The organism is Sorangium sp. So ce1036 (assembly GCF_051369805.1).
Classification (GTDB): Bacteria; Myxococcota_A; Polyangia; order Polyangiales; family Polyangiaceae; genus Sorangium; species Sorangium cellulosum_F.
Genome location: NZ_JBBMOX010000001.1, coordinates 8,037,647 through 8,050,796 on the forward strand (window position 1 = coordinate 8,037,647; position 13,150 = coordinate 8,050,796).

Below are 13,150 nucleotides of genomic sequence, written 5' to 3' on the forward strand. Positions count from 1 at the left end.
GCGGCTCCGGCGCTGGCGCTGGCGCGGGCGGCTCTGGCGTGGGCGCTGGCGCGGGCGGCTCCGGCGTGGGCGCTGGCGCAGGCGGCGGTGCTTGCTGCGCGGAGTCGGACGGAACCGGCGCAGGACGAGACGGCGGGTGGGGAGAATCGTCCTGGGCCAGGGCCGTCGCCGAGACGGCCAACGGAACGGTGAGCGCCGCAAGCGCGGCAAGCCAGCGAGAGGAGGTCACCCGTTTTTTCTCGGCGCGCTCGTCGCGGCCGTCAAGCGCGCGCGTGCGCGAGCTGCCCGCCGCGGTGCGCGGCGGCGCACGATCCCGCGCATGCCGTGGGATATCATCCCACCGGCGACCCGCCCGATGCGCCCGCGCCCCCGGGCCTCCTCCACTTTCCGTCACGGAACGGGGCGGAACCGGTCACCAGACCCCTCGAGCCATGCGTCGCACCCCGACAGCCCCCCTCTGCGGCATCAGCCCCGTCCCCGGGCTCCTCCTGTCCGCTTCCTGCGTGGAGGGAGCTCTGCATCCTGGCGCGATGGCCCACGGCGACCCTGGAGACGACCATGAAACCACCTGCGCAAGCGACGGTGACGCGGGCCCCCGCGCGGAGGGGTGCAGCCCGTGACCGCCCGCGCGGCGGTCGCACCGCCTTCGCCTCCGCCCGCGGGCGCGGCCCCCGCCGCCCCCGCGTCCGGCGTGCAGTCCGCGCCGCTCGACTTCGCCGAGGTGTACGAGGAGCTCTTCCCCTTCGTCTGGCGGACCGTCCGCCGCCTCGGCGTGGACGCCTCGGCCCACGAGGACGTGTGCCAGGAGGTGTTCGTCGTCGTGCACCGGCGGCTCCCGGAGTTCCGGGGCCGCTCGTCGCTGAAGACATGGGTCTTCGGGATCGTGGTCAACGTCGTGCAGACGCACCGGAGGTCGCTGCGCCGCAAGAGCCCGGCCCACCACGGGAACGGAGAGACCGTGGATCCGGAGCTGCTCGCCGGGCCGAGCGACCTCAGTCCTTACGAGGCCATGACGAGGGCGGAGGCCGCGCGCGTCGCGCGCGAGCTCTTGGCGTCGCTCGACGAGGAGAAGCGCGTGGTGCTCCTCCTCGCCGAGCTGGAAGAGATGCCGGCGACGGAGATCGCGCAGGGGATCGGGGTGAACATCAACACCGTGTATGCGCGGCTGAGGGCCGCTCGACAGGCGTTTTCCGACGCGGTGCGCCGCCACCACGCCAGGATCCGAGGAGGCCGCCATGGATGAGCTGAGACCTGGTGAGCGGGCGCTCCTGAACGCCCTCCGCGACGCGGACGAGCCGACCGACGACGACAGGCGCCGGATGCGCGCGGCCGTGTGGGCGAGGATCGGCCTCGCCGGGGCGGCGGCCACCGCCGTGACAGCGAGCGCGGCGAGCGCCGCGGGAGCCGGGGCCGCCGGCGCCGGGGCCGCCGGGGCCGCCGGGGCCGCCGGCGCCGCGGGAGCCGGAAGCGCCGGCGCCGCGAGCGCCGGGGCCGCCGGCGCGGCGAGCGCGGCGGTCGCGACAGGGACGGCCGTCACGCTGCTCGGCGCCCCGCTGAAGATCGGGCTCGCGACGATTGTCGTGGGGCTCGCGACGGGCGCAGCGGTCTACCTCCCCGCATCGGGCGACCCGCTCGATGCGCCGCGGGCGGTGGCAGCGGCGAGGATCGCAGACCCGACGCCCCGTGCCCTGCGCGCCGCCGCGCCCTCCAGCGCGCCGAGCGACGGGTCGCCTCCGCCCGCCGAGGCAAGCGCCCCCGCCGAGGCAAGCGCCCCCGCCGAGGCCAGCGGCCCCGCCGAGGCCAGCGGCCCCGCCGAGGCAAGCGCCGCGCCCGCGACGGGCGCTGCGCGGCGCGCGCCTGCACCGCGCGCGCCCGCGCCCGCGGCGGCCGCCGCCGCGAGGCCGGGCGCCGAGGGGCTCGACGCGGAGATCGCGCTGCTGCGCGACGCGCAGCAGGCGCTGCAGGCGGGCCAGTTCGCGCAGGCGCTCGCGAAGCTGAACGAGCACGCAAGCCGGTACCCGAGGGGCGTGCTCTCGACCGAGCGCGAGGCGTCGCGCGCCATCGCGCTCTGCCGCTCCGGCCGCGCGGCGTCCGGCAGGACGATCGCGGCGAGGCTGCTCGCGAAGAGCCCGGACTCGCCCCTCGCGACGCGCGTGCGCGCCGCGTGCGGGAAGGAGGAGTAAAGTGCCCGGGTGCACGTCTCCAGGTGGGCCCGGGCCCCGTCGGCCCTGCAGGCGCTGATCGTCGCGGCAGTCCTGCCCGCGAGCGCCCTCGCGGCGCCCGCCGAGCCGCGCGCCGTCGACCTCCGCTGGGAAGCGCCGGACGGGTGCCCGCCGGCCGACGAGGTCCGGAGCGAGATCGTCCGGCTCCTGGGCGCGTCGGAGCAGCACCAGCCGATCGAGGTCGAGATCGCCGTCGCCCGCGCAGGCGGCGCGCGCCTCCGGCTCGATCTGCGCATCCGCGCGCCGTCGCCCGGCGAGCGCGTGATCCGCGGCGACGACTGCGCGTCGATGTCGCGGGCGGCGGCGCTGATCGTCGCGATGTCGATCGATCCCGACGCGGTCGCGCGGAACGCCGCCGCGCAACCCGCCGCCCAGCCCGCCCCGCCCTCGGCGGTCGCCGCCCCCGTCGCCGGCGCGCCGCGTCCGCCGCCTGCCGCGGCGGCCCGGCCTCCGGCGGCATCCGAGCGCGACCTGGAAGGGGCGCTCTGGCTGAGCGCGCATATCGAGCAGGCGCTCGTCCCGGCGGTCGGCATCGGGCTCGCTGCAGGCGGCGGGATCCGCAGCGGCTGGTTCCGCGCCGACGGGGCGGCCGGCGTGGTGCCGTCGAGCTCGAGCCGCATCGCCGGGATGGCCGCCGGCGCCGAGTTCCAGCTCTGGTTCCTCGAGGTCGACGCGTGCGCGCGCGCCCTCGAGCGCCCCCTTTCCGTGTACGTCTGCGCGCTCGGCCGCCAGCACTGGCTCCTCGCCCGGGGACGCGAGGTCGACGAAGCCTTCGCCCGCACGGCGCCGATCTTCGCGGCCGGGCTCGGGACGCTTGTCGGGCGGCGCTTCGCCGGGCCCCTGAGGGTCGAGGGGGCGCTGCACGCCGTCGCCCCCCTGCGGCGGCCCCGCTTCGTCGTCGAGAACCTCGAGGGGGCCGTCTATCGCCCTCCGGCCGCAGGTCTCAGCGCCCGCCTCGGCCTCGCGCTGGCCTTCTGAGCCTCAGGGCCGATCCGGGCCGGCGCGGAAGGCGGCCTCGACCGCGCAGCCGGCCAGCGCCTCGCGGTAGATCCGCAGCTCGTCGTAGCGCCCACCGAAGTACGGGTCCGCATCGAACTGGGACCGCCCGAGCCAGTTGTTCACGTCCTCGATCGCCGAGAGCGGAAAGCCGACAGGGTCGCTGCCGAGGAGCGCGCCATCCAGGTAGAGGGCCAGGGTCGCCGCCGCGCCGTCGAAGACGACGGCGACCTGATGGACCTCGCCATCCTCGAGCGTCGGCTCGGCGTGGATCGCCACCTCGCCCCTCACGCCGCTGTCGCTCGCGAGCGCGGAGACCCCCCGCACCTCGAACCCCGTCGAGGGGGTGATCACCAGGTAGGACGTTCCCACCCCCCCCTCGCCTTCGACGGGATCTTCGCCTCCGGTGGCGAGGCCGAAATCGACGATGCGCAGGTAGGCCCCTCCGCGGTCGCGGACGACCCAGACCATGACGGTCACGTCGCGCAATCCCGCCAGGAGCCCCGCCGGCAAATCGACGTAGTCGTCCTCGCCGTCGAGGGTGAGCCCCCCTCCGCCATCGAGGCTCGCGCCGCCGAGGATCACGCCGTCAGCACCTCCGATGAGATCGGCGACGACATCTCCCACACCGTCGAACGTGTACCGATGGATCGGCGACGGCAATACATCACAGGAGATCGTACCATGACCCCCTCCACCGCCGCTGCCCGCCTCACCGCCGCTGCCCGCCTCACCGCCGCTGCCCTCCTGACCGCCGCTGCCGCTCGCCGCTGACGCCGGATTCATGCGGCCCACCGCGATCTCCACGTCCGCCCCGCACCCGGACAGCCCGAGGAGCAACACCATCACCACAGTTTTCTGCGCACAGGGCACGACCTGATCTTATCGCGGCCGCGTGGTCGATTTGATCACGAAATCGGCGCGCTCCGGTCACGAGGGTCTCACTGCCGATTCCACACGCGGGAGACGACGATGACGTTCAGACTTGACCGAGTGTTCGCGAGTCCGTGGCTCGTCGCCGGGGGATGTCTCCTGGGCATCTCGTGCACTGGCACCCTCGGAAGCCAGGGCGATGGAAGCCAGGACGATGGAAGCCAGGACGATCCGGAGCGAGGCGCCGCCGTCGCGCCGGACAGGATGCCCCTGCATCACATGACAGCGTCGGAGTACAACAACACCGTCGCCCACCTCCTGGGAACGCGCCTGAGGCCCGCGGATGGCTTCCCCGCCTTCGGCGCGAAGGGCTTCGACGCGAACGTCAACGCGCTCTCGAACCTCTCGCAGGTCCTGGTCCAGGGGTATTACGACGCCGCCAAGACGCTCGCCGAAGACGCCTTCTCGAACGAGGCGCAGCGCGCCGCGATCCTCGTGTGCGACCCGGCGGAGGGCGCGGGCGACGGGTGCGCGCGCGAGATCATCGAGCGCTTCGGGCTGCGCGCCTTCCGCCGCCCGCTCGAGGCGGCGGAGGTCGACCGGTACGCGGCGCAGTACGCCCACGCGCTGGCCACCCTCGAGATGTCCCCCGTCGAGGCGGTGCAGCACGTCGTCCGGACCCTGCTGACGTCGCCGAATTTCCTCCTGCGGATCGAGGTGGGGCCCGACTCCGAGAGATCGCCGGGCGCCCTGAGCGGCCACGAGATCGCGTCGCGCCTCTCGTACCTGCTCTGGAGCTCGATGCCGGACGAGGCGCTCTTCGACGCGGCGGAGGGCGATGAGCTCGCCACCGAGGACGAGCTCCGGCGGCAGGTCGACCGCATGCTGGCCGATCCGAAGAGCGCCGCCTTCTTCCAGAACTTCTTCGGGCAGTGGCTCGGCACGCGCACGCTCCCCAGCCACAACGCCGACGCGACCCGGTTCCCGGTCTGGAACGACGAGGTGAAGGGCGCGATGCTCGACCAGGTCAACGCCTACTTCGCGAGCTTCACGACGGGCGGGCGGCCCTGGTCCGAGTTCCTCACGGCGCCCCACCCGGAGAGCCGGCTGCTCGAGCCGATCTACGCGAACGACCCCGAGGGCGTGCGCGAGGGGTTCCTCACGCTCCCAGCGTTCCTGACGCTGTCGTCGCGCGCGGACCGGACCTCTCCCACGTCCCGCGCGAAGACGATCCTGGAGCAGTTCTTCTGCGTGCCCCTGGGGCCGCCCGCCAACGTGGACATCCCGGAGCTCGGCGCCGCGGGCGGGGACGAGGGCCCCATCGAAAACGTGCGCCAGGAGCTCGAGAAGCACCGCGCGTCGCCCGACTGCGCGAGCTGCCACGACGTGCTCGACCCGATCGGGCTGAGCCTGGAGATCTTCGACCCGATCGGCGCCTACCGGACCGCATACCCGAACGGCGACCCGATCGACGCGACGGGGGTGTACGAGGGCGTGGCGTTCGAGGACATCTCCGGCCTCCTGCCGGTGCTCGTGGAGGCCGCCCGGCAGGAGAAGTGCCCCACCGAGCAGCTCTTCAGCTACGCCGTGCGCCGGCGCCCGAGCGGCGGGGACAGGGCCAGGATCGAGGAGATCACCGCGCGCTGGGGCGGCGGGACGATCGCGGATCTGGTGAAGGAGGTGGTGACCAGCGAGGCGTTCCGCCTTCGCGCGAAGGACGAGGCGCGGTGAGGCCGCGCGGGTTGTTTCTGCACGAGACGAGGCACGAAGGAGCGATGCGCACATGAAACGCTTGATGACACGCAGGAACCTGTTGCGCGGCGCGGGCGTCTGCCTGGCGCTGCCGTGGCTCGAGAGCCTCGCGCCGCGCGGGGCGCGCGCGGGGGAGCTCGGCACCCCGAAGCGCTTCATCCTCTGCACCTTCCCGAACGGGGCGCCCCATCACTGGTGGGAGACGGCCCCCGCGTTCGGGAAGACGCTGAAGGGCGCCGACTTCAAGCTGCCGAGGGTGCTCCAGCACTTCGCGCCGGTGAAGTCGAAGATGCTCATGATCAGCCGCCTTGGCAACTACACGTGGAGCACGGAGCAGCACCCCTACATCGAGCCTTCCCACTCGCGCCTCAACGCGGCGCTCTCGACCTGCGTGGACGCCGATCGGCTGGGGAGGGAGGCGCGCCAGGACCTCGGGGAGTGGGTGGGCAACGGCGTCTCGGTCGACCAGCTCATCGTCCAGAAAGCGGGCCCGGAGCAGGCGACCCGCATCCCGTCGCTGCAGACGGGGCTCGGGGTCAAGCCCGGCTTCTTCGACCAGCGCAGCTACGCCTACAACCAGGCCATCTCCTGGAAGAGCCCGCGCGAGCCGCTGAAGCGCTCGGTCAACCCGAGAGCGGTGTTCGACGCGCTCGTCGGCGCGGGCGCGGCGCAAGGGGGGGCCGTGCCAGGGCAGAGCGACGAGCAGGCCAGGATCGAGGCGGAGCGCCGCGCGGCGACCGAGAAGAGCGTCATCGACGGCGTGCTCGCCGACGCGAACTCGCTCATGAACCGGGTCGGCTCCGACGATCGCAAGATCGTCCAGCAATACCTGGACTCGCTGCGCGAGATCGAGAAGAACGCGACCCGCGTGCAGTCGACGATGACCCCCCCGGCGGGCCTGGGCTGCAGCCCGATCGGCAAGCCCGGCGTGGTCCCCGAGCCGCCGGGCCAGGCGGAGGGGCTCAACGAGAACGACAGCACGGAAGCCGGCCAGTACAAGCACGAAGATCACGCGAAGGTCATGATCGACCTCATCGTCATGGCCATTCAATGCGACGTGACGCGCGTGATCACCCACATGCTCGACGACGCTCGCTCCGAGTTCGAGTACCGGTGCATCCCGGAGGACGTCCGCGCCCAGGTGGGGCTCGCGTACAGGAGAGAGAGCAGCCTGCACTACCACGGCTCCCAGCACGGCCCCGGCAACCTGGACCGCGCGACCCAGGACGGCCAGTACAAGATCGTCCAGCAGAGCAACCTCGATTTCGCGGCGATCAACTGCTGGCTCGCCCAGAAGAGCGCGCAGCTCGCGCAGCGGCTCGACGCGATCCCCGAGGGCGACGGCACGGTGCTCGATCACTGCGTCATGGTGCACATGAGCGAGATGCGCTCGCACGATCACGACGGGTACGACCTGCCCATCGTGCTCCTCGGCGGCGACGGCGTGTTCTTGAACGACGCGCACGTCGCCTACGGCGCCCTCGGCAGCGATCGCCAGCTCCGCGATCTGTGGTTCACCATCATGAACCAGTACTACGGCCTGGGCGTCTCGTCGTTCGGCGAGGATCGCCGCGGCGAGCCGAACGCGCTGCTCGAGGAGATCTTGCGGTAGCGCGGTGAATCACGGTCTCGATGGATGGGCTCACGTCGGAGGTCGAGCGAGATGGTCGAACGCCGCTCACGTCGATGGGTGTTTGGGGGTCTCGACATCGTGCTCGGGCTGCTCGCGACCGGCGCGGCAGGGCTCGGGTGCGCGGGCGACCTGTCGCCGCCGGGGGAGACGCCGCCGGGGGAGACGCCGCCGGGGGAGACGCCGGGCGGCGGGGGCGGGCAACCCGGCGCGCCCTGCGCGGAGGCGAGCGACGGGCCGGCGCCGCCGCAGGCGTTCGCGCTCCATTGCGGCGGATGCCACGGCGCCCACGGCGAGCCGACCGGCGAGTTTCCCGATCTGTTCGCCTTCGACGGCCCCCTCTCGGAGTTCACGGAGCAGGTGCGCAAAGGCACGGACCGCATGCCGGCCTTCGACGAGCAGGAGCTCGCGGCGGGCGATCTCGAGGCCATCTACGCCTACTTCGCCTCGGGAGCGCCGCCCGCCGCGACCTGCGACGGCGGCGAGGTCGCGCCCGGCGCGTGCTCCGGCGTGAGCGGCAAGGTCTCCCCCCTGTTCCCCGCAGCCGCGGGAGGAAAGGCGATCACGACGAGGGCCGCGGACGGGACGATCACGCTGGAGGCGGCGGGGCGCGTGCGCGGCCGGCACGAGCGAGAGGAGGAGTTCAGCCCGTTCCAGCCGCTTTATTTCGAGAACCGAAGCTACAAGTTCGTCATCGAGGACGCGATCCCGGCGGGCGGCGGCACGATCAAGGTCACCTGGCTCCCGATCGCGAACGCGTCCGAAGACCAGGTCATCAATTTTCGCTGCTGGTACACGGGCGATGGCAACGTGTTCCACGCGAACCACGGCATGGAGCGCATCTCGAGCACCCACTGGGAGTTCGTCGTGGAGCGCAACGCCAGGGAGAACAGGGAGATCCGCGAGGGCGATCTGCTCGAGTTCGAGTTCGGGGTGTTCCTCGACCCGGCCACCGTCGAGGGGAGGACCAGCTATTACAGCGACACGTTCCGCTACCGCGTCGGCAGCGGCGAGCTGACGCCGTTCGACGCGCCGAACGAGGCCGCCCTGTCGGGCGGAGACGGGACGATCCCGTACATCTACGAGGAGCCTCATCTCTATTACGAGCAGATGGCGCTCAACATCCAGCAGGGCTCGATCCAGCGATTCCTCGAGGGGCGCCGCCTGTTCCACACGGATTTCGCCACCGGGGAGCACAGCGAGGGCGGTAATCCCGTCTTCGACGAGCACGCCGGCAAGGCGGGGCCGCTCTCGAACCAGGGCGCGTGCGTGGGCTGCCACCTCCACAACGGCCGGGGCGCCCCGCCCGAGCCCGGCGAGGCCATGGCGACCACCGTCGTGCGGCTGTTCGGCGCCGGGGCGAGCGCGAACGGCGCGCCCGCGGTCCACCCGAGCTACGGCCGGCAGCTCCAGGACAGGGCGCCGGGCGGGAGCCCCGGCGAGGGCACGGCCACCGTGGCGTACACGGAGGAGCCTGGGCAGTTCCCCGACGGCACGCCGTATGTCCTGCGGAGGCCCACGTTCCGCTTCGACGGGCTCTCCGCGGGGCCGATCACGAGCTACTCGGTCCGCGTCGCCCGCCAGGTCGTGGGCATGGGCCTCCTCGAGGCGATCGCGGAGGAAGCGGTGCTCGAGCGCGCGGACGGGATGGACTGCAACGGGGATGGCATCTCGGGCCGTCCGAACCTGATCCCGGATCCGGTCTCCGGGGAGCTGCGGCTCGGGCGCTTCGGCTGGAAGGCGGGCAAGGTGAGCGTGCCCCACCAGGTCGCCGACGCGCTGGTGGTGGACATGGGCGTGACGACGCGCCTGTTCCCGATCGAGGAGTGCGGCGAGGAGCAGGCGGGCTGCCAGGGTGGCACGGGCGCGGGTCCGGAGCTCGCCGACGAGGATCTCGACCGGCTCTCGGCCTACATGCGCATGCTCGGCGTGCCGCCGCGCCGCGACACGGCGGACCCGGCGGTCCAGCGCGGCGAGGCGCTGTTCAACCAGGCAGGGTGCGCGAGCTGCCATGTCCCCACGATGAAGACGGGCAGCCATCACCCGTTCGTCGAGCTGCGCGATCAGATCATCCACCCGTTCACCGATCTGCTCCTGCACGACCTGGGGGAAGGGCTGGCGGACACGTCGACGAGCGATCACCTGGCGGGGCCGAGCGAGTGGCGAACGCCGCCGCTGTGGGGCATCGGGCTGCTCGAGGCCGTGAACGGCCACACCCAGCTCCTGCACGACGGCCGGGCGCGGGATGTCGTCGAGGCGATCCTGTGGCACGGCGGCGAGGCGGAGGCCCCGAAGCGGCGCTTCATGGCGCTCCCCAGGGAAGATCGCGACGCCGTCGTCGCCTTCCTGCGCTCGCTCTGAGCTCGCTCAGAACCCCGAGCGCCGCGCCATGCGCTTCGAGAACCAGCGCGCCGGGCCGGGCGCCACGCGGACCGCGAGGCTCGCGGCCTTCACGAACAGGCTCGTCTCCAGCACCTCGCTGCCCGCGTCGACCGCGCGCACGATCCTCCCGGCCACCTCGTCGGGGCTCTGCGCCTTGTGGCCCGGCGGGCGGTACCCCACGTCGTTGTCGATCACGACCGCGTGCTCGTGGAACGGCGTCGCGACCGGCCCCGGGCGCACGACGAGCACGCGCACGCCGCGCGAGGCGAGCTCGGCGCGGAGCGTCATGGAGAGCGCCTCCAGCGCGAACTTCGACGACGCGTACGGGCCTATCCTCGGCGCGACCGCGAGCCCCGCGATCGAGGAGACCATGACGATGGTGCCCTTCGCCGCCGTGAGGGGCTCGATCGCGAGCTGCGCGAGCCGCACCGGGGCGACGACGTTGAGCCGGTAGATCTCCTCGAGCTTCTCGGGCTCGATCTCCAGCGTGGGCGCGTAGTAGCCGCGCCCGGCGTTGTTCACCAGGACGTCCAGCCGGCCGTACGCGCCGAGCGCCCGCTCGCACAGCGCCGCGCGGTGCTCCTCGACGGTCACGTCCCCCGCCACCGGGAGCGCGTCGCCGCCCGCCGCGCGCACCTCGGCGGCGACGCGCTCGAGCGCCTCCTGCCCGCGCGCGCTCAGCACCACGCTCGCCCCGCGCTTCGCCCAGGCGAGCGCGAGCGAGCGACCGATCCCGCTGGATGCACCGGTGATGACGACCACGAACGCCATGGCGGCGAGAGTATACGCTCCGCGGTTGGACCGAGAAAAAACCGCATCGGCGCCCGCGCGCGACGGGCGCGAGCGCGCGCGCGCCCCTCGCCCCGCATCAGGTGCTCATGAAGAACGTGGCCGAGACGCTGTGGATGGGATCGTGGCTCGTGGCCGTCGCCGCGGGCGGCTGCGGGACGCTGGCCGGCCCCCCCTCGGGCGCGGGCGGCTCGGGAGGGGGCGGGCGCCCCGGGGACGTCCTGTGCGCCGGCTCGGACCTCGTGTGCCCCGGGGGCGCGCGGTGCCAGATCGACGCCGAGGGCGAGCCCTCGGGCTGCGCGGCGGCCTGCGACGACGCGCGCGCCTGCGGCGACGCCGCGTGCTGCAGCCCCGGGGCCGCGTGCCTGCGCGGCCGCTGCGTCTCGGCCGACCTCGCGCTCGAGCCGCTCGCGGGCGCCGAGGCCGTCACGTTCGCCGCGGTCCACGTGGGCGCGGACGCGTGCGAGGCGCTCGAGGGCTGCGTCGGCGGGAGCGGCCGGCGCATGCTCCTGCGCTTCGACGTCGCCCTGAAGAACGTGGGCGACGTGTCGTTCACGCTCGGCGCGCCGTCGGAGAGCGGCGTGTTCACGCCGAACTTCTGCGAGGGCAGCTACGTCGTCCCGCGCTTCTTCCGCGCGCGCCTCACGCGCGGCGACGCGGTGCTCGCCGAGGGCGCGCTCGACGCGCGCTGCATCGCCATGCGCGGCGGCCGGTTCGGCTGCGACGCGCAGGGCCTCGCCCCCGGGGAGCACGTCGCGCAGCCCGGGACCGCCGTGTGCAACGCCCTCGACGTGACCGGGGTGCCCGCGGGGCGCTACGCGCTCGAGATCACCGTCAACCCGGACAGGGCCTTCGCCGAGGCGCGCTACGACAACAACACGCTCGTCCTCCCGGTCGACTACACCGCCTGCGACGGCGCGATGTGCGGCGGCGCGTGCTGCCCCGCCGGGCACGCGTGCGAGGACGGCGTCTGCAAGCTGCCCGACCTGCGCCCGAGCGCGCGGCGCATCGTCGACACGCTCCGGTTCTCCTACCGGACGTTCCCCGCGGACGCCTGCGAGATCCTGGAGCGGTGCGTCGGGGGCCCCGGCCGGCGGCACCTCCTCGAGTTCGAGGGGCGCATCGAGAACACGGGGCCTGGCCACCTCGACGCCGGCCCCGAGCGCGACAACCCGCTCTTCGAGTACGCGCAGTGCCACCAGCACTATCACTTCAAGGATTTCACCGAGTACCGGCTGCTCGGCGCGGACGGGGAGGTCGTCGCGCAGGGCCACAAGCAGGCGTTCTGCCTGCTCGACGTGGCGCCGCTCGACCCCGACGCCCCGGCGCCGCCCGGCGCGCCGGGCCCGGGGAGCACGGGGTGCAACTTCCTGAGCGCGGGGTGGGCCGACGTCTACGAGGTCGGCACGCCGTGCCAGTGGATCGACGTGACGGACGTGCCCGAGGGGGACTACGTCCTCCGCGTCGCCGTCAACCCGATCGGCGTCATCGCCGAGCGATCGACCGCGGACAACGTGGTCGAGGTGCCGGTGCGCGTCCCGGCGTTCGCGCCGTGCGTGGCCGAGCCGGAGATCTGCGGGGATCTCGTCGACCAGGACTGCGACGGGATCGCGGACAACGGCTGCGCGCGTCCGGCGTGCGCCTCCCCGAGGACCGAGGTGTGCGGCAACGGCGCCGACGAGAACTGCAACGGCATCCCGGACGACGGCTGCGCCCCGATCCGGGGCGCCGATCGCTGCGAGACGCCGGGCGAGCTCACGGGCTCGATGAACTACGCCGCGGAGATCACGGCGGCGAACGCGCCGGACGTGGCGCTGCCGTGCGGGGGCGAGGGGGGCGAGGTGTTCTTCCGCTTCACGCTGCCGTCCGAGGAGGTCGTGTACCTGAGCACGCTGGAGTCCGATCTCGACACGGCGCTCGCGCTGCTCCAGGGCGACGGCTGCGGCGGCGTCCCGCTCCGCTGCGCGCGCGACACCTGCGGCGCCGCGAGGCCGGGCGCGAACCTCGCGGCCAGGCTCCCGGCGGGGCGCTACACGGTGGTCGTCAAGGCCGTGCGCCCCGGGGCCACCGGCACGGTGCGCCTCAAGCTCGAGCGCGCGTCGTGCCTCGGCGACGCGGCGGGGATCATCGAGAGCACAGGCCTGCTCCGCGGCGACTCCACCGGCGCGCCGATCCCCGTGGCGTCCCCGTGCGGCGCGAGCAGCCCCGAGGAGAGCTACTATGTCCCCCTCTGCCCCGATCGCCCCGTCACGCTGTCCTCGTGCGGCCTGTCGGAGTTCCCGATGAGGCTCCGGGCCGCGGACGACGCCTGCCACACGCAGCGCCCGCGGTGCTCCGCCCCGCAGAGCGGGTGCGCGGACGATCCCGACGCGGCCAGCGTCACGCTCGAGACGCAACAACCGGGAGGGAGCCTCGGCGCCGTCACCGTGAGTGGTCGAACTCCAGTGGATTTCGGGCCGTACCGGATCTTCGTCCTGTACTGACGGCGCGCGCCGCCGGCGGTGAT

Annotated in this window: 9 protein-coding genes; 7 read left to right on the forward strand and 2 right to left on the reverse strand. The window is 73.4% G+C overall.

Translation table 11 applies throughout. The features are described from left to right. Positions 1 to 616: 616 nt before the first annotated feature. Genes WMF31_RS30235 through WMF31_RS30245 form a run of 3 tightly spaced genes read left to right on the forward strand, consistent with a single transcriptional unit; the run spans position 617 to position 3,200 of the window. Positions 617 to 1,243, forward strand: coding sequence for an RNA polymerase sigma factor (locus tag WMF31_RS30235; RefSeq protein WP_436605276.1), 627 nt, complete (start codon positions 617 to 619; stop codon positions 1,241 to 1,243). Continuing rightward, positions 1,236 to 2,183 carry a hypothetical protein gene (locus WMF31_RS30240; protein ID WP_436605277.1) on the forward strand — a complete coding sequence of 316 codons (948 nt, stop codon included), beginning with the start codon at positions 1,236 to 1,238 and terminating at the stop codon, positions 2,181 to 2,183. Before WMF31_RS30235 ends, WMF31_RS30240 begins: the two co-directional genes overlap by 8 nt. 9 nt (positions 2,184 to 2,192) lie before the next feature. Continuing rightward, the gene (locus WMF31_RS30245; RefSeq protein ID WP_436605278.1) at positions 2,193 to 3,200 is read left to right on the forward strand and encodes a hypothetical protein; all 1,008 of its coding nucleotides are present in this window, start codon (positions 2,193 to 2,195) and stop codon (positions 3,198 to 3,200) included. A 3-nt stretch (positions 3,201 to 3,203) separates the two neighbouring features. On the opposite strand, the gene WMF31_RS30250 is transcribed toward WMF31_RS30245, so the two are convergent. After that, positions 3,204 to 4,064, reverse strand: coding sequence for a LamG domain-containing protein (locus tag WMF31_RS30250; RefSeq protein WP_436605279.1), 861 nt, complete (start codon positions 4,062 to 4,064; stop codon positions 3,204 to 3,206). 126 nt (positions 4,065 to 4,190) lie between these two features. Between WMF31_RS30250 and WMF31_RS30255 the strand changes: the two genes are divergently transcribed. From WMF31_RS30255 to WMF31_RS30265, 3 genes are read left to right on the forward strand one after another with little or no spacing between them, the layout of a single operon-like run. After that, entirely contained in the window at positions 4,191 to 5,822 is a 1,632-nt protein-coding gene (locus WMF31_RS30255) for a DUF1592 domain-containing protein (RefSeq protein ID WP_436605280.1), read from the forward strand. Positions 5,823 to 5,874: 52 nt separating this feature from the next. Beyond that, positions 5,875 to 7,455 carry a DUF1552 domain-containing protein gene (locus tag WMF31_RS30260; RefSeq protein WP_436605281.1) on the forward strand — a complete coding sequence of 527 codons (1,581 nt, stop codon included), beginning with the start codon at positions 5,875 to 5,877 and terminating at the stop codon, positions 7,453 to 7,455. A 51-nt stretch (positions 7,456 to 7,506) separates the two neighbouring features. Then, positions 7,507 to 9,834 (forward strand): di-heme oxidoredictase family protein, encoded by a 2,328-nt coding sequence (locus WMF31_RS30265; RefSeq protein ID WP_436605282.1) that lies wholly within the window; start codon positions 7,507 to 7,509, stop codon positions 9,832 to 9,834. A 6-nt stretch (positions 9,835 to 9,840) separates the two neighbouring features. Here the strand turns inward: WMF31_RS30265 and WMF31_RS30270 are convergent, their stop codons facing one another. Then, on the reverse strand, positions 9,841 to 10,626 hold the full coding sequence (locus WMF31_RS30270) for an SDR family NAD(P)-dependent oxidoreductase (protein WP_436605283.1): 786 nt from the start codon (positions 10,624 to 10,626) through the stop codon (positions 9,841 to 9,843). Between the two features lie 107 nt (positions 10,627 to 10,733). On the opposite strand from WMF31_RS30270, the gene WMF31_RS30275 reads away from it, so the two are divergent. Then, positions 10,734 to 13,127 (forward strand): lysyl oxidase family protein, encoded by a 2,394-nt coding sequence (locus WMF31_RS30275; RefSeq protein ID WP_436605284.1) that lies wholly within the window; start codon positions 10,734 to 10,736, stop codon positions 13,125 to 13,127. Positions 13,128 to 13,150 lie beyond the last annotated feature (23 nt).

What these genes read in the sequence shown, in the direction of transcription:
- WMF31_RS30240 (WP_436605277.1), top strand. Translation starts at nt 1,236, where the DNA reads ATGGATGAGCTGAGACCTGGTGAGCGGGCGCTCCTGAACGCCCTCCGC.
- WMF31_RS30250 (WP_436605279.1), bottom strand. Translation starts at nt 4,064, where the DNA reads ATGGTGTTGCTCCTCGGGCTGTCCGGGTGCGGGGCGGACGTGGAGATC.
- WMF31_RS30255 (WP_436605280.1), top strand. Translation starts at nt 4,191, where the DNA reads ATGACGTTCAGACTTGACCGAGTGTTCGCGAGTCCGTGGCTCGTCGCC.
- WMF31_RS30260 (WP_436605281.1), top strand. Translation starts at nt 5,875, where the DNA reads ATGAAACGCTTGATGACACGCAGGAACCTGTTGCGCGGCGCGGGCGTC.
- WMF31_RS30265 (WP_436605282.1), top strand. Translation starts at nt 7,507, where the DNA reads ATGGTCGAACGCCGCTCACGTCGATGGGTGTTTGGGGGTCTCGACATC.
- WMF31_RS30270 (WP_436605283.1), bottom strand. Translation starts at nt 10,626, where the DNA reads ATGGCGTTCGTGGTCGTCATCACCGGTGCATCCAGCGGGATCGGTCGC.
- WMF31_RS30275 (WP_436605284.1), top strand. Translation starts at nt 10,734, where the DNA reads ATGAAGAACGTGGCCGAGACGCTGTGGATGGGATCGTGGCTCGTGGCC.